The organism is Microbacterium sp. JC 701 (genome assembly GCF_021026215.1).
GTDB lineage: Bacteria > Actinomycetota > Actinomycetes > Actinomycetales > Microbacteriaceae > Microbacterium > Microbacterium algihabitans.
This window is the reverse complement of the sequence record NZ_JAJNCV010000002.1, coordinates 229,158-243,989: the sequence shown is the minus strand read 5'-3', so window position 1 is coordinate 243,989 and position 14,832 is coordinate 229,158. Positions and strand designations below refer to the sequence as shown.

The 14,832-nt window shown below is 69.6% G+C and carries 15 protein-coding genes and 4 tRNA genes; 12 read left to right on the top strand and 7 right to left on the bottom strand.

Features of this window, described 5'->3' with window-relative positions; all coding sequences use genetic code 11:
- Positions 1 to 16: 16 nt before the first annotated feature.
- Together LPW41_RS09095 and LPW41_RS09090 are read right to left on the bottom strand one after the other, a co-directional pair.
- On the bottom strand, positions 17 to 1,213 hold the full coding sequence (locus LPW41_RS09095; RefSeq protein ID WP_230704643.1) for a ribonuclease D: 1,197 nt from the start codon (positions 1,211 to 1,213) through the stop codon (positions 17 to 19).
- Positions 1,206 to 1,796 (bottom strand): DUF3000 domain-containing protein, encoded by a 591-nt coding sequence (locus LPW41_RS09090; RefSeq protein ID WP_230704642.1) that lies wholly within the window; start codon positions 1,794 to 1,796, stop codon positions 1,206 to 1,208. Before LPW41_RS09090 ends, LPW41_RS09095 begins: the two co-directional genes overlap by 8 nt.
- Before the next feature lie 25 nt (positions 1,797 to 1,821).
- Here LPW41_RS09090 and LPW41_RS09085 point away from each other — a divergent pair, with 25 nt between their 5' ends.
- Complete coding sequence (locus tag LPW41_RS09085; RefSeq protein WP_230704641.1) at positions 1,822 to 3,027, top strand: S9 family peptidase; 1,206 nt, start codon at positions 1,822 to 1,824, stop codon at positions 3,025 to 3,027.
- 24 nt (positions 3,028 to 3,051) lie between these two features.
- Here LPW41_RS09085 and LPW41_RS09080 read toward each other — a convergent pair whose 3' ends face one another.
- A complete protein-coding gene (locus tag LPW41_RS09080) occupies positions 3,052 to 3,492 on the bottom strand; it encodes a SufE family protein (RefSeq protein WP_186325526.1) in 441 nt (146 codons plus the stop codon).
- Between the two features lie 34 nt (positions 3,493 to 3,526).
- Entirely contained in the window at positions 3,527 to 4,429 is a 903-nt protein-coding gene (locus tag LPW41_RS09075) for a sulfurtransferase (RefSeq protein ID WP_230704640.1), read from the bottom strand.
- Between the two features lie 119 nt (positions 4,430 to 4,548).
- Between LPW41_RS09075 and zapE the strand changes: the two genes are divergently transcribed.
- The 4 genes from zapE (at position 4,549) to LPW41_RS09055 (ending at position 8,666) form a co-directional block, all read left to right on the top strand.
- Positions 4,549 to 5,586, top strand: a complete 1,038-nt coding sequence (zapE, locus tag LPW41_RS09070; protein ID WP_230704639.1) for a cell division protein ZapE — start codon at positions 4,549 to 4,551, stop codon at positions 5,584 to 5,586.
- Between the two features lie 166 nt (positions 5,587 to 5,752).
- Positions 5,753 to 7,027: an ammonium transporter gene (locus LPW41_RS09065; RefSeq protein ID WP_144833536.1), complete on the top strand. Its 1,275-nt coding sequence runs from the start codon at positions 5,753 to 5,755 to the stop codon at positions 7,025 to 7,027.
- A gap of 74 nt (positions 7,028 to 7,101) precedes the next feature.
- Positions 7,102 to 7,638 carry a type II toxin-antitoxin system PemK/MazF family toxin gene (locus tag LPW41_RS09060; protein WP_230704638.1) on the top strand — a complete coding sequence of 179 codons (537 nt, stop codon included), beginning with the start codon at positions 7,102 to 7,104 and terminating at the stop codon, positions 7,636 to 7,638.
- A gap of 59 nt (positions 7,639 to 7,697) precedes the next feature.
- A complete protein-coding gene (locus tag LPW41_RS09055) occupies positions 7,698 to 8,666 on the top strand; it encodes a hypothetical protein (RefSeq protein ID WP_230704637.1) in 969 nt (322 codons plus the stop codon).
- Between the two features lie 55 nt (positions 8,667 to 8,721).
- Here LPW41_RS09055 and LPW41_RS09050 read toward each other — a convergent pair.
- Positions 8,722 to 8,794 (bottom strand) — tRNA-Val (locus LPW41_RS09050).
- A gap of 163 nt (positions 8,795 to 8,957) precedes the next feature.
- On the opposite strand from LPW41_RS09050, the gene LPW41_RS09045 reads away from it, so the two are divergent.
- The 3 genes from LPW41_RS09045 (at position 8,958) to LPW41_RS09035 (ending at position 9,269) form a co-directional block, all read left to right on the top strand.
- Positions 8,958 to 9,030: transfer RNA gene (locus LPW41_RS09045), tRNA-Gly, on the top strand.
- A 66-nt stretch (positions 9,031 to 9,096) separates the two neighbouring features.
- Positions 9,097 to 9,167 (top strand) — tRNA-Cys (locus LPW41_RS09040).
- Positions 9,168 to 9,194: 27 nt separating this feature from the next.
- Positions 9,195 to 9,269, top strand: a tRNA-Val gene (locus tag LPW41_RS09035).
- Positions 9,270 to 9,863: 594 nt separating this feature from the next.
- Here LPW41_RS09035 and LPW41_RS09030 read toward each other — a convergent pair.
- The gene (locus LPW41_RS09030; protein WP_154096638.1) at positions 9,864 to 10,046 is read right to left on the bottom strand and encodes a hypothetical protein; all 183 of its coding nucleotides are present in this window, start codon (positions 10,044 to 10,046) and stop codon (positions 9,864 to 9,866) included.
- A gap of 139 nt (positions 10,047 to 10,185) precedes the next feature.
- Here LPW41_RS09030 and LPW41_RS09025 point away from each other — a divergent pair, with 139 nt between their 5' ends.
- From LPW41_RS09025 to LPW41_RS09015, 3 genes are all read left to right on the top strand, one after another.
- The gene (locus LPW41_RS09025; RefSeq protein WP_230704636.1) at positions 10,186 to 10,599 is read left to right on the top strand and encodes a PPOX class F420-dependent oxidoreductase; all 414 of its coding nucleotides are present in this window, start codon (positions 10,186 to 10,188) and stop codon (positions 10,597 to 10,599) included.
- Between the two features lie 158 nt (positions 10,600 to 10,757).
- Positions 10,758 to 11,141 (top strand): ATP-dependent DNA ligase, encoded by a 384-nt coding sequence (locus LPW41_RS09020; RefSeq protein WP_144833526.1) that lies wholly within the window; start codon positions 10,758 to 10,760, stop codon positions 11,139 to 11,141.
- Between the two features lie 38 nt (positions 11,142 to 11,179).
- Positions 11,180 to 11,572, top strand: coding sequence for a TIGR03618 family F420-dependent PPOX class oxidoreductase (locus LPW41_RS09015; protein ID WP_154096640.1), 393 nt, complete (start codon positions 11,180 to 11,182; stop codon positions 11,570 to 11,572).
- Positions 11,573 to 11,575: 3 nt separating this feature from the next.
- On the opposite strand, the gene LPW41_RS09010 is transcribed toward LPW41_RS09015, so the two are convergent.
- Positions 11,576 to 12,727, bottom strand: coding sequence for an SLC13 family permease (locus tag LPW41_RS09010; protein ID WP_144833522.1), 1,152 nt, complete (start codon positions 12,725 to 12,727; stop codon positions 11,576 to 11,578).
- A gap of 82 nt (positions 12,728 to 12,809) precedes the next feature.
- Between LPW41_RS09010 and thrS the strand changes: the two genes are divergently transcribed.
- Positions 12,810 to 14,795, top strand: coding sequence for a threonine--tRNA ligase (gene thrS, locus LPW41_RS09005; RefSeq protein ID WP_144833520.1), 1,986 nt, complete (start codon positions 12,810 to 12,812; stop codon positions 14,793 to 14,795).
- Positions 14,796 to 14,832: the final 37 nt, after the last annotated feature.

The following is a 14,832-nucleotide window of genomic DNA, read 5'->3' as shown; positions in this document are numbered from 1 at the left end:
AATCGGTTGTCCGAACCTACGAATCCGTGCCGGACGGCTCGACGACCTCGTTGACGGAATCTACAAAGCTATCGACGATCACCTGTGCGGTCTGCTCAATCTGCCACGGGCGGGCACCGAGCTCGGCGAGGGCCGCGCCGACGGCCTCGACCGTCATCTCCGCGGGCGGCGCCCACGCCACGCGGCGCAGCGTCTCGGGGGTGAGCAGGTTCTCAGTCGGCATCCGGAGCTCTTCCGCCCGCGCCTCCACCGCCGGTCGCGCCGCCTTCAACCGCTGATCGGCGTCGGGGTTGCGATCGACCCACGCGCGGGGCGGGGGGAGCGTGTCGCTGGGCACGCGGTCGGGCGGCAGATCGGTGGCCTCGCGACCGGCGACGATGGCGTTCCACCACCGGTCCAGCTGCGTGCGGCTCGCACGGCCGTTGAATTCCTTGACGCCGGCGAGGGCCTGCTTGGTGGCGGGGTCGGCCATCACGGCGGCGACCAGAGCGCGGTCGGGCACGAGGCGTCCGGGGGCGACGTCCTGCTCACGGGCGTAGTCCTCGCGCGCCTGCCAGAGCGAACGGGCGACGGCGAGCGACCGGCGACCGCGCACGCTGTGCAGACCGCTGAGGCGGCGCCACGGGTCGTCGCGCGGCGGCTTGGGCTCGCGATCGAGCACGGCCTGGAACTCCTGGCGCGCGATCTCGGTCTTGCCCTGCTCGATGAGTTCGGCGTCGAGCACGTCGCGCACGTCGATCAGGTGCTCGACGTCGAGGGCGGCGTATTCGAGCCACGATGCCGGCAGGGGGCGCGTCGACCAGTCCGCGGCCGAGTGGGCCTTGGCCAGGGTGATGCCCAGCGTCTGCTCGACGACGGCCCCGAGGCCCACGCGCTCGTGACCGAGCAGGCGCGCGCCGAGCTCGGTGTCGAAGATGCGCGGCGGCTCCAGACCCCGCTCGCGCAGCGACGGGAGGTCTTGGCTCGCCGCGTGGAACACCCACTCGACGTCGCCGATGGCGTTCTGCAGGGGCGAGAAGTCCTCGATCGTCGACGGATCGAAGAGGAAGACGCCCGCCTCGCGGCGGAAGACCTGGATCAGGTAGGCCCGCTGCGAATAGCGGAACCCCGAGGCGCGCTCGACGTCGACGGCGACCGGGCCGGTGCCACCCGCCAGGGTCTCGCAGGCGGCGAGGAAGCGCTCGGCGTCCTCGATGACGATGTACTCAACCACGCGTGGGCCTCCGGGCTCCGAACACGGCAACGCCCTCCGACCCCGGGGGGAGGCCGGCGAGCGTGCACACGAGCTCCGCCCACGCCTCGAGGTGCGGGCGGAAGGGACCGCGCGGCGACCATGACGCGCGAAGTTCGATCTGCGATCCCTCACCCTGGGCGGCCAGCGCCCCGAAGCCGGTGGAGAGCGTCTTGGTGGCGGTGCCCGACTCGGAGTGCCGGTCGGCACCGCGGGAGTCGAGGGCGTCGATCAGCCACGACCAGGCGACCTCGGCCAGCAGCGGGTCGATCCCGATCTCGGGCTCGAGAGGAGCCTGAGCGAAGCAGACGATGCGCCACGCCCCACCCCACGGCTCGGGCTCGTCGGGGTCGTGCAGCAGGATGAACCGGCCCGTGCCGAACGGCGAGTCGGTGGCGTGCTCCTCGGGCCGAACGTCGCCGGCGAGGGCGAGCGAGAACGGGGCCAGACCCGTCGGGGAGGGGATCTCTCGGACCACGAGATCGTCGCGGAACGAGGTGTCGCGTACCTCCGCTGCAGCTCGCGCGAAGGGGCTGTCGGCCTCCGCCGGGCGCTGGTCACTCACGGCAGCAGACTAGAGTGAGGCCACGATGAACGCTCCCAGGCGCGCCGCGGGTTCCCGCGCATCGCGGCGCACGACCACCGGCCTCGGCATCGCCCTCTCGGCTCTGAGCGTCACTCTGGCGGCCTCGGCCGCCGCTCTCGGCGCCGTGTCCCTCCGCGTCGCGCGCACGGTTGTGCGCCCCGCCGGACGCCGCCCCGACACCCGCATCGTGCGCCTCGACGCCGCCGCCCAGACGATCACGCTCGCGCGCACCCCCGACACCTCTCTGCCCGGCCGCTACGGCCTGTTCACCGTGGGCTCGGCCGACTACCTGCGCCTGGGCTCGATCGTCGGCAGCGACGAATCCACCGTCACGCGCAAGCTCCTCACCCACGTGCCCGCCGACGGCGACCTCGCGGCCGAGGCGGCGTTCAGCGGCTGGTACTTCGACAAGCCCGAGCAGCTGCACCTCCCCGTCGAAGAGGTCGACATCGACACCCCGGTCGGCGCGTGCCCCGCGTGGCTGTTCCCCGCGGCATCCGCCACCGACGTCTGGGTCGTGCAGGTGCACGGTCGCGGCACCACCCGCGCCGAGGCCCTGCGGGCGGTGCCGGTGTTCCACGACCTCGGGATCACCTCGCTCGTGGTGTCGTACCGCAACGACGGCGACGCCCCGCGCAGCGCGTCGGGCACCTACGCGCTCGGAGCGACCGAGTGGCGCGACCTCGACGCGGCGATCGGCTACGCCCGCCGCCACGGCGCGAAGCGCGTCATCCTCATGGGGTGGTCGATGGGTGGCGCGCTCTCGCTCCAGGCGGCGCTGGAGTCCCCGCACGCCGAGGTGATCGCGGGTCTCGTGCTGGAGTCGCCCGTCGTCGACTGGCGCACGGTGCTCAGCTTCCAGGGCCGCATGATGCGCCTGCCGCTGCCCGTGATCACGCTGGCGCAGTCGACGATCGCCTCGAACTGGGGTGCCGCGGTGCTGCGCAGCGGCGAACCGATCCCGCTCGATCGCCTCGACGGCGTCGCACGGGCCGCGGAGCTGCGGCATCCGACGCTCATCCTGCACAGCGACGACGACGGCTTCGTGCCCTCCGACGCCTCGCACGCCCTCGCGGCGGCTCGCCCCGACCTCGTGACGATGGAGACGTTCACCGTCGCCCGCCACACGAAACTGTGGAACTACGACGAGATGCGCTGGACCGCGGCGATCCGCGACTGGGTGCGCGCGCAGGATCTCACCCGCGACTGAGCGCGGAACGACGGATGCCGGGTCTCAGGCCTCGCGCTTGGCGCGCACCTGGCGCTTGACGCGCATGAGCATGCCGGTCATCCCGGCGATGCGGAGGGGGCTCACCGCGCGGGTGAGTCCGATGCTCTGCGGGAAGTCGTCGGGCACCGCGAGCACCTCGTCGGCCGACAGTCCCGTGAGCCCTTGCGACAGAATGCTCGCGAACCCGCGGGTCGTGGGCGCCTCGGCCGGAGCCGTGGCGTGCATCGCCACCCGCTCGTCGCCGTCGACGGTCACGATGATGTAGACCGGCGACTGGCACTCGACGACGCGCTCGCGCATCTCGGGGTGGTCGGCGTACTCGGCCGGCACCTCGGGGAGCTCGTGCGAGAACTCCAACAGCAGCTCGAGGCGGTCGGGCTCCTCGAGTTCGAGGAAGTCGTCGCGGATCTCGGCCAGGCGGGCGGGGAGGGCGGTATCGGACATCTCCGTCATCCTCCCACGCCCGCGGCATCCCGGATCAGCGGGAGGGGACCTCGCCGGGCTCGGACCCGGCGACGATCGGCACGCGCACCGCGCTGCCCCACTCGGTCCACGACCCGTCGTAGTTGCGCACGTCGTCGAAGCCGAGCAGGTGCTTCAGCACGAACCACGTGTGGCTCGACCGCTCGCCGATGCGGCAGTAGGCCACGACCTTGTCTCCGTCGGCCAGCCCCGCGCCGTCGCGGTAGATGGCGTCGAGCTCGGCACGCGACTTGAACGTGCCGTCCTCGGCGACGGCCTTGCCCCACGGCACGCTCTGCGCGCTCGGGATGTGACCCGCACGCAGAGCGCCTTCTTCGGGGTAGGCGGGGGCGGTGGTGCGCTCACCGGAGTACTCCTCGGGCGAGCGCACGTCGATGAGCGGGTTGCCGAGGTGGGCGAGCACGTCGTCCTTGTAGGCGCGCAGCGCCGAGTCGTCGCGCTCGACGACGGGGTAGTCGGTGGGCTCGACGACCGTCTTGTCGGTCGTGATCGGGCGACCTTCGGCGATCCAACGGTCGCGGCCGCCGTCGAGCAGGCGCACGTCTTCGTGGCCGAACAGCGAGAACACCCACAGGGCGTAGGCGGCCCACCAGTTGTTCTTGTCGCCGTAGATCACCACGGTGTCGTCGCGCGAGATGCCCTTGCGGTTCAGCAGCTTCGCGAAGCCCTCGCCGTCGACGTAGTCGCGCACGACGGGGTCGTTCAGCTCGGTGTGCCAGTCGACCTTGACCGAGCCGGGGATGTGACCCGTCTCGTACAGCAGCACGTCTTCGTCGGACTCGACGACGACCAGGCCGGGCTGACCGAGGCGCTCCTGCAGCCAGTCGCCCGTCACGAGCCGGCCGGGCTCGGAGTAGTCGGCGAATTTGGGGGACGTGGTGTCGAACTCGACGGTCACGGAGAACTCCTCGGTCAAGGCGGCGGATGCGGCGGCATAGGGTGGACACCGCACCTTCGACCCTAGATCCGCGGCGTCGGGGCATGCACCCCCTCGTAAGACTGCGACACAGGACGGCCATGACCTCTACGCCCGCGACGACCGGCCTCATCCACCTCACCGATCGAGAGCCCGCGGTGTCGGGAGCCGAGATGGTGAACGCGCTGGTTCCGCCCCCGCAGTTCGACGGCGCGACCTTCGAGTCGTATCGGGCGGATGCCGCGTACCCGTCGCAGCAGGAGGCGAAGGAACTGCTGCAGACCTTCGCCGGCGCGCAGTCGGCTCCGGCGAAGAAGGGCGGCTTCTTCCGCCGCGCCGAGAAGACACCGCCCGTGAAGCCGGGGGTCTACCTCGACGGCGGCTTCGGTGTCGGAAAGACCCACCTGCTCGCCGCGATCTACCACGCGATGCCGGCCCGCCGGAAGTACTTCGGCTCCTTCATCGAGTACACCGCGCTCGTGGGCGTGCTCGGCTACGCCAAGGCGGTCGAACTGTTCCGCGGTTCCGACCTGCTCTGCATCGACGAGTTCGAGCTCGACGACCCGGGCGACACGATGGTCATGACGCGCCTGCTGGGCGAGCTCGTGGCATCCGGAACCCGCCTCGCGGCGACCTCGAACACCCCGCCCAACGCCTTGGGCGAGGGCCGGTTCGCCGCGCAGGACTTCCTGCGCGAGATCCAGTCGATGTCCGACAGCTTCCGCACCATCCGCATCGACGGCACCGACTTCCGCCAGCGCGCCGTCGACGGAGAGGCCCAGACGCTCTCCGACGAGGCGTACCGCGAGGCGCTCGACGCCGCGGCTGCGGGGGGAGTGGCATCCGACGACTCCTTCACCGATCTGGTGACCCACCTCGCGCGCGTGCACCCGTCGCGCTTCATCCGGCTCATCGACGGAGTGGACGTCATCGGCCTGCGCGACGTGAAGGTGCTGCACGATCAGTCGGCGGCCCTGCGTCTGGTCGCGTTCGTCGACCGCGCCTACGACGCGCAGATTCCGATCCGCGCGACCGGAGAACCCCTCAGCAGCGTCTTCAGCGAAGAGATGCTGGGCGGCGGATACCGCAAGAAGTACCTGCGCGCGGTGTCGCGTCTGGTCGCGCTCACGCATTCGTAAAGCGCGTCCATCAGCGGCTCGCGGCCACGCGAAACGCGATGTTTACCGGAGCGGCCGGGCTGTAACGCCCCCGAAACACGACTCGAACGCCCGCGGAAACCGGGGCTGACGAAACTGTGGGGACCCGACGCTACACCTGCGTCCCCGCAGAGAGGTTTCCTCCGAGATGGATCAAGGCAACACCGCATTCATCCTGATAGCAGCGGCACTCGTGCTGCTCATGACGCCAGGACTCGCGTTCTTCTACGGCGGCCTCGTCAAGGCCAAGAGCGTCATCAGCATGATGATGATGAGCTTCGGCGCGATGGGCCTCATGGGCGTCCTCTGGGTGCTCTACGGCTACTCGATCGCGTTCCCGACCACCGCTGAGGGCACGACCCAGTTCCCGTGGGCGATCGACCCGACCAACTTCAGCCTCGCCGGCGTGCTCGAGACGCCCGAGGGTGCGGCCTACCCGCCGCTCGCCTTCGTCGCCTTCCAGGCCACGTTCGCCATCATCACCGTCGCGCTCGTCTCGGGCGCCATCGCCGACCGCGCCAAGTTCGGTGCGTGGATGATCTTCGCCGGTATCTGGGCCACGGTCGTTTACTTCCCGGTCGCCAGCTGGGTCTTCAACTTCGGCCTCGCCGACGACGCCTCCTTCGCCTACGGCGGCTGGATCACGCACGGCATGCAGGACGTCTTCGGCGTCGGCGCGATCGACTTCGCCGGTGGTACCGCGGTGCACATCAACGCCGGTGCGGCGGCCCTCGCCCTCGCCCTGGTGCTCGGCAAGCGCGTCGGGTTCCAGAAGGGCGCTCACGTTCCCCACAACCCGCCGTTCGTGCTCCTCGGCGCGGGCCTGCTGTGGTTCGGCTGGTTCGGCTTCAACGCCGGTTCGGAGCTCGCCGCCGACGGCACCGCGGCCCTCGCGTTCGTGAACACGATCGCCGCCCCCGCCGCCGCTCTGCTCGCGTGGCTGATCGTCGAGAAGATCAAGGACGGCAAGCCCACCTCGGTCGGCGCTGCCTCGGGTGCCGTCGCCGGTCTCGTCGCGATCACCCCGGCCTGCGCCGCGCTGACTCCCTTCTGGGCGATCGTGCTCGGCCTGCTCGCCGGTGCCGTCTGCGCCCTGGCCATCGAGCTGAAGTTCAAGCTCGGCTTCGACGACTCGCTCGATGTGGTCGGCATCCACCTCGTCGGTGGTCTGCTCGGAACGCTGTACCTGGGCATCTTCGCCAACACCAGCGGCCTGATCTACAGCGGCTCGTTCAACCAGCTGATCGTCCAGGCGATCGCGGCCATCGCCGTTCTGGTCTACTCCTTCGTGCTCGCGTTCGTCATCGGTTTCGCAATCGAGAAGACGATCGGCTTCCGCGTGAAGAACGAAGACGAGATCGCCGGAATCGACACCGTCGTGCACGGCGAAGAGGGCTACGTACTCTCGGACGCTCGCGCCTGACCCGCATCACCCCCTGAACGGGGCGTCGCCGATTCGTCGGTGGCGCCCCGTTCCGCGTGTCTAGGGTGGGCGGTATGTCAACCACGTCTCGTCTGCTGTCGGCCATTCTGGGCTTGTTCTCGTCGTCGAAGCCGACGCGTACGGCCGCTCCAGAGCGACCGTCGGCGCCGTCACGACGCCCGAGCGCCCCGGCAACGGCCCCAGAGGGGGCCCAGACGGTCGAGATCGACCCGCCGCGGCGTCTCACCCTCACCTACGCCCCCGAGCGCGACAACGCGCCCGACGGCGGCGAGATCGTCTGGACGTGGGTGCCGTACGAGGAGCGCGACGGTCGCGGCAAGGACCGCCCCGTGCTGGTCATCGGGCGGGCGGATGCCACCCGCTCGTACGCCGTGCGACTGACGAGCAAGCCGCACGACGGCGACCGGCAGTACCTCTCGCTCGGCACGGGGGAGTGGGACCCGCAGCGGCGGCCGTCGTGGGTGGACATCGAGCAGGTGTACCTCGTGCACGATTCGGGAATGCGGCGCGAGGCGGCCGCTCTCGACCGTAAGCGGTTCGACATCGTCGCGGCAGCGCTGAGGGCACGCTACGGATGGACCCGCGGGTGAACGAACCGCTGCTCGAGGGACCTCGGGGGAGGCGGCTCTGCCTCGACTATGCGTGTCGCGTGCGCGACGTCAGCGAACTCGTCGGCTTCTACGCCTTGCATCACGTCGATGAGCGCTCGACGGTCATCGCCATCGGCCACGGGGAGCACGCGTCGATCCCCGACCCCAGCGTGGGCGACATCGCGCAGGCGCTCGCCTCGGCATCCGGAACCCCCGTCGACGCCGGCGCCCTCGCCGCCGCGCTGCGCGTCACGGTCGACGTCGCGCGCTACTGGCAGGAGCCCGACACGCTCGACCGGCTCGCCGCCGAACCGCAGATCATCGAGGCCCTCCGACCACTCGCGCGCGACCTGCTCGCCCACGCCGGACCGTCGTGGCGTCTCGAACGGTCCGACCAGCAGTGGGCGGTGCAGTGGCATCTTCGCGACGTCGCCGGCCCTGTGGCCCCCGATGCGGCCGACACCCTCGAGACCTGGGACGCCGGCCTGCGCGCGGCTGAGGAGCGCGCACGACGGGGGTGGCCGACCGATCCGACAGCGCGTTTCTCGGGCGAGTGGTGGTCGGTGCCCGTCTGGATGCTGTCGACCCGGGGGAGTATCCCCGCCGCGCTCGACCTCGTCGAAGACGCCTTCGGTGACGAGGTCGCGACGGTCATCCCGGTCGCCGGTGAAGGGCGGACGCTCGAGATCCACGGACCTGCCGACTGGGCCGACCTGTGCCGGCGGTATCCGCTCGAGGTGACGGCCTCGCATCGGCACGACTGGTATCGCACGACGGGACGAGACGGGCGCTGGCTTCAGCCCGACTGGCGGCGTATCGCCCGCGAGTGGGACGCCGTGCACCTGACCACCCTCGGCTACCTCACCGGCGCGACGCGAACGATCGAGGTCGACGACGAGTACGCGAGCGTCATCGCCGGCTGGGCGCCCGATTCCACCGTCTGGCTGACCGACGCGGCGACCGAGAACGGTCCGCGCCAGGAGTGGCGACGAGAGCATCCGGATGCCGCGTGGACGAGGGTCGAGTGAGCCTCGAGGCCCTCGCAAACGACGAAGGCCCCCGGAGAACCGGGGGCCTTTTCGGTGGGCGATACCAGACTCGAACTGATGACCTCTTCCGTGTGAAGGAAGCGCGCTACCAACTGCGCCAATCGCCCGCATCCCGAACGGGACTCATCGATCGTACCGGATGCCGAGAGGTGCTTTCGACCACGATGCCCGCCGCCGCAGATGACACGCGCGGGGCGCGTCTCGTTTTGCGCAGCCGCCCAGATCGGGTAATGTCTTACGAGTGCTCGGGGCAAGCCCCGGGAACGAAATGCGGATGTAGCGCAGTTGGTAGCGCACAACCTTGCCAAGGTTGGGGTCGCGAGTTCGAGTCTCGTCATCCGCTCGAGTGGAGGGATCTCCGTCTGGGAAACCGACGGAGAATCACGACACGTGGGTCGAACCACATCACGGTGGCGTGGCCGAGCGGCTAGGCACCGGCCTGCAAAGCCGTTTACACGGGTTCGAATCCCGTCGCCACCTCAACTCACAACAGAACAGCCTGTATAGGCGCGATTGGCGCAGCGGTAGCGCGCTTCCCTGACACGGAAGAGGTCACTGGTTCGATCCCAGTATCGCGCACCACCGAAAACCCCCGGTTCGCCGGGGGTTTTTTCGTGCGTGCGCGGCAGCGTGGCGTGCGGCCCGCCGCATGAAGTAGCCCGTACCCCCACAGGCTCCCCCGGGATGCGGCCCGCCACGTGACGCAGCCCGTACCACCACAGACGCCCTGGCGACGCCGAGACTGCATCTCGCTGACAACCGCGCGTCAGGCTGCAGCTGAAGTGTCAGCGAGATGCAGTCTCGCGGGCAAGCAAGCCCTGCGAGCAACCGCCGACGGGCACGACCACGTCGCGATGGGTCGCGGCACCAGAAAGCGCAAGCGGGGCGTCGCCACGCTGAGACTGCATCTCGCTGACGAACCTGCGTCAGGTTGCAGCCGGCTCGTCAGCGGGATGCAGTCTCGCGGGCGTGGGCGTCCACATCGACGGCCACTGACACGGAGCGGGAAGAGGCCGTTCCCGCCGCCAGTAAGGGGGGCTGCGGAGTGCCTGGCGGCGGGAACAACACGACGCTAAAGCATGTCCACCGAATGGGGGACACCTATTCGTGTGAATTGAGCCGACGTTGTGGGTTCCTTGCGCTGGCCTTGAGGTTCGCGGGGTCCGTGCCGTCGGCTCAGAGCACCCCGATGCTCTCCAGATACTGCGCGACCCGTTCGTGCTCGATCGGACTCACCGACCGCCCCTCGGGGGTGTGCACCGAGGTCAGCAACATCATCGTCTCGTTCGACAGGCCGAACCGGAGCGTTTGAAACGACACCACCACTGCCCCCACCATCGGCACGTCATAGTTCCCCACGATCGCCACCGTAGGCTGAGACAACCTTTTCATGGAAGCGTTCCCACACAGTCTGCGCGCATCGGCCAGCGGCCCGTGCATCCCCTCCGTCGTCGTGCAAGCCCCGCCGACGACACGACGGGATCGCTAGCGTGACACCATGACCGTTCCCGACACCCTCTGGCGCGAGATCGCGGCATCCGACTTCGTCACCTTCGGCACGTACCGCCGCAACGGCGAGCTCGTCGCTGTTCCCGTTTGGATCGCTCGCGACGGCGACGAGCTCGTCGTCACCAGCGAGCGCACGACCGGCAAGGTCAAGCGCCTGCGCAACGACGCCCGCGTCGTGCTGCGTCCGTGCAGCCGCATGGGCAAGGTCGAGCCGGATGCCATCACGGTCGAGGCGCACGCGCGCATCGCGGGACCGGCGCAAGACGACCGCCGCGCCGACTCCGCCCTGAAGCGCAAGTACGGCTGGCAGTACCGCGCGATCATCGGCTTCGAGGCGATCGTGCGGAAGGTGCAGCGCAAGCCCGGCGACCGCGTCATCCTGCGCGTCAGCCGCACCGCCTGAGCGATCGCGCCGATATCCCGAGGGCGCGGCGCTCGCAAGGGGCTGGACCGCCTTCGTGGTCGCGCGAGAGGCTGAGCCCACGGGTCGTCAGCCGGCCGTCGCGTTCGAGTTCTCGCCGGAGACGCGCGCGGACCGGGCAGACCAGTCTGGGGGCCAGCATGGGCAAGTTCATCTACGACGGCAACATCAAGGTCGATTTCGAAGACCGGCTTCTCGCTCACCTGCAGGCCGTGATCATGGCGAAGGTGCGGCGCGGAGAGAGCTTTCCGTTCTCGTGGAAAGACGACATCAGCACGGGTGGCGGGCGCACGACCGTGTACATCCACCCCAACGTGTCGCTCGTCTTCAAGTACCACGGCAGCCGTTCTCCCCAGCTGAGCCCGGCGTGGCTGCACGCACTGACCTACAACGCCAACTCCGGTCGGGGTCTGTACGTCGTGCCCGAGCCCGACGAATCCGCGCCCCGCGAGAGCGTCCGGCGCGAGGAGATGGTGTTCCGCGAGGTTCCGAACGAACAGATGCCGGAGCCGGCTCGCGCCTGAGCGGAATGACCGACGGCGGTCGGCACGTTGCAGAAGGAATGACCAACTGGACCACCGTCACGCCGTACTTCGAGACCGACGTCGTCGCCCACCTCGCGACACTGATGAAGGACGGATCGCCGCACTCCATCCCGCTGTGGGTCGCCGTCGAGGGGGAGCGGCTCGTCCTCTTCACCGAGGTCGACACGCTGAAGGACCGCAACCTGCGCCGTGACCCGCGCGTCGCGATCTCGGTGGTGGCCGCCGACAACCCGTACTCGATGGCGTTCGTCCGCGGCACGGCGGTGGAGCGCATTGACGGTGACGACGCCCTCGCGTACGTCGACCGCATCTCGCGGCTCTACACCGGAGAGCCGTACGGCATGCGGGAAGGGCTCGCGGTGTGGTTCATCGAGCCGACGAAGGCCTGGGCCCGCGCCTACGAAGACTGACGCTCACCGCACTAGCGGCAGCACGCCCAGCAGCAGGATGAGCGGGGCGATCACGGCGCCGAGCAGCACGAAGCGGCTCCAGCGCACCTCGACGCCCGCTGCGACGAGCCGGTCGTGCCACAACAGCGTCGCCAGCGACGCCCACGGGGTCACGATCGGTCCCGCGTTCACGCCGATCAGAAGGGCCGCGAGGCGCACGGGGGAACCCGCGACCGACTCGAGCGCGAGGTAGGCCGGCAGGTTGTTGATGCCGTTCGCCACGAGCGCCCCCACCCCGGCGAGCTGCCAGAGCGAGACGAGGTCGTCACCGGTGCCGGCCAGCACCGTGGTGACCTGGCCGATGCCGAGCGCCTCGAGCGCGCCGACCGCCAGGAACAGGCCACCGGCGAACACCAGCAGAGACCAGGGCACGAGGCGGATGCCGAGAGCCCGCGGCGCGCGCCAGGCGAAGGCCGCGATGAGCACGACCGCGGCCCCCACCGCGGGGATCCACGGTTCGAGCCCCACCACCAGCAGGGGGAGGAGAGCCAGGGTGACGACGCCGGAGACGCGCAAGAGGAGCGTGTCGGATACGCGGGGGGAGTCGGCATCCGGATACGTCTTCGGCAGACGCCGCAGGAACACCACCGTGAGCACGACGACCGACACCGCGATCGCGATGAGAGCCGACGGACCCAGCAGGGCGAGGAACGCGACAGGATCGTGGCCGCCGCCGAGCGCCTCGGACGCCAACAGGTTGGTGAGGTTCGACACCGGCAGCACGAGAGAAGCGGTGTTGGCGAGCACCACGGTGACGAACGCGAACGGCAGGGGATCGAGCTTGCGGGCGACCGCCATCGACACGACGACCGGCGTCAGCAGCACCGCCGTGGTGTCGAGCGAGAGGAACGCGGTCGCCACCGTCGCGAGGGCCACCACCAGCACCCACAGCAGCGCCGTGCGGCCGCGGGCGAGCTTCGCCAGACGCGCGGCCACCACGTCGAACAGTCCCGCCTTCGACGCCAGTTCGGCCACGATCGTCACCGCGACGACGAAGAGCAGGATCGGCCACACGCGGTCGGCGACGGCGATCGCGTCGTCGGCGGGGAGGGCGCCGGTGAGCAGCGCGATGATCCCGAGGATCCACAGCACGCCGCCGATGATGGCCAGAGTCACCGCTCCACTATGAGGCACGTCCGGTGCCGTCGAGACCACGCCCGCCCGGTAGCCTGGAAACGACCCCTTCAGGAGATGTTCTGTGACTGATTTCCCCGCCGATGGCTTCGCCCTCTTCCCCGACCGTTCGGTCGTCGCTCTGCGCGTGAACGGGGAGTTGAAAGACCTGGCCACGACCGTGACGGCCGACGACCAGGTGGAGCCGGTCACGATCGACAGCGCCGACGGCCTCTCGATCCTGCGCCACTCGACCGCGCATGTGCTCGCGCAGGCCGTGCAGCGTGTCAAGCCCCAGGCCAACCTCGGTATCGGCCCGCCCGTCACCGACGGCTTCTACTACGACTTCCAAGTCGACGAGCCCTTCACTCCCGAAGACCTCAAGGTCATCAAGAAGGAGATGGAGCGCATCGTCCGCGAGAACCAGCGCTTCGTGCGTCGCGTCGTCACCGACGACGAGGCCCGCGCCGAGCTCGCCGACGAGCCGTTCAAGCTCGAGCTCATCGGACTCAAGGGCGGGTCGGCCGAAGCCGCCGAGGGTGCCAGCGTCGAGGTCGGGGCCGGCGAGCTGACGATCTACGACAACGTCACCCGCGACGGCGAGACCGCGTGGAAAGACCTCTGCCGCGGACCCCACGTGCCCGGCACGCGCCTCATCGGCAACGGATGGGACCTCACCCGCATCGCCGGCGCCTACTGGCGCGGTAGCGAGAAGAACCCCCAGCTGCAGCGCATCTACGGCACCGCGTGGCCCACGAAAGACGAGCTGCGCGCCTACCAGCACCGGCTCGAAGAGGCGGCGAAGCGCGACCACCGCAAGCTCGGCAAGGAACTCGACCTGTTCTCGTTCCCCGACGAGATCGGCCCGGGGCTCGCGGTGTTCCACCCCAAGGGCGGCATCGTGCGCTACGAGATCGAGCGCTACATGCGCGAGCGCCTGCTCGCCAGCGGCTACGAGGTCGTCAACACCCCGCACATCACCAAGGGCGACCTGTTCATGACGAGCGGCCACCTGCAGTGGTACGCCGACGGGATGTACCCCCCGATGGTGCTCGACGAGGTGACGGATGCCGATGGCCACGTCTCGCGCGAGGGCCAGGAGTACTACCTCAAGCCCATGAATTGCCCGTTCCACAACCTGATCTTCCGCTCGCGCGGACGCAGCTACCGCGAGCTGCCGCTGCGCCTGAGCGAGTTCGGATCGGTCTACCGCTACGAGAAGAGCGGAACCCTCTCGGGCCTCACGCGCGTGCGCGGCATGACCCAGGACGACACCCACATCTACGTCACGGCCGACCAGGTCAAGGGCGAGCTGACGCACAGCCTCGACTTCGTGCTGCAGACGCTGCGCGACTACGGCCTGAACGACTTCTACCTCGAGCTGTCGACCAAGGAGGAGGGCAACCCGAAGTTCATCGGCGACGACACCCTCTGGGCCGAGGCGACCGAGACGCTGCGCGAGGTCGCCGAGGCCTCGGGCCTCGAGCTCGTGCCCGACCCGGGTGGAGCGGCGTTCTACGGCCCGAAGATCTCGGTGCAGGCGCGCGACGCGATCGGGCGCACCTGGCAGATGTCGACCATCCAGCTCGACTTCAACCAGCCCGAGCGCTTCGAGCTCGAGTACACCGGCCCCGACGGCGAGAAGCACCGCCCGGTGATGATCCACCGCGCCCTGTTCGGCTCGGTCGAGCGCTTCTTCGCGATCCTGCTCGAGCACTACGCCGGGGCGTTCCCGGTGTGGCTCGCCCCGGTGCAGGTCGTGGCCGTGCCCGTCGCCGCCGAGTACGGCGACTACCTGCAGGGCATCGTCGCCGACCTCAAGACCAAGGGCGTCCGCGCCGAGGCCGACCACAGCGACGACCGCATGCAGAAGAAGATCCGCACGCACACCACGCAGAAGGTGCCGCTCATGCTGATCGCCGGCGAGCAGGACCGCTCCAACGGCACGGTCTCGTTCCGCTTCCGCGACGGCACGCAGCTCAACGGCATCCCGGTCGACGAGGCCGTCGCGCGCATCACCGGCGCGATCGCCCAGCGCACCCTGGTCAACACCGCCGAGGACCTGGCGTGATGAGCGATCCGGATGCCGTCGCGGCGGGCTCGTCGTC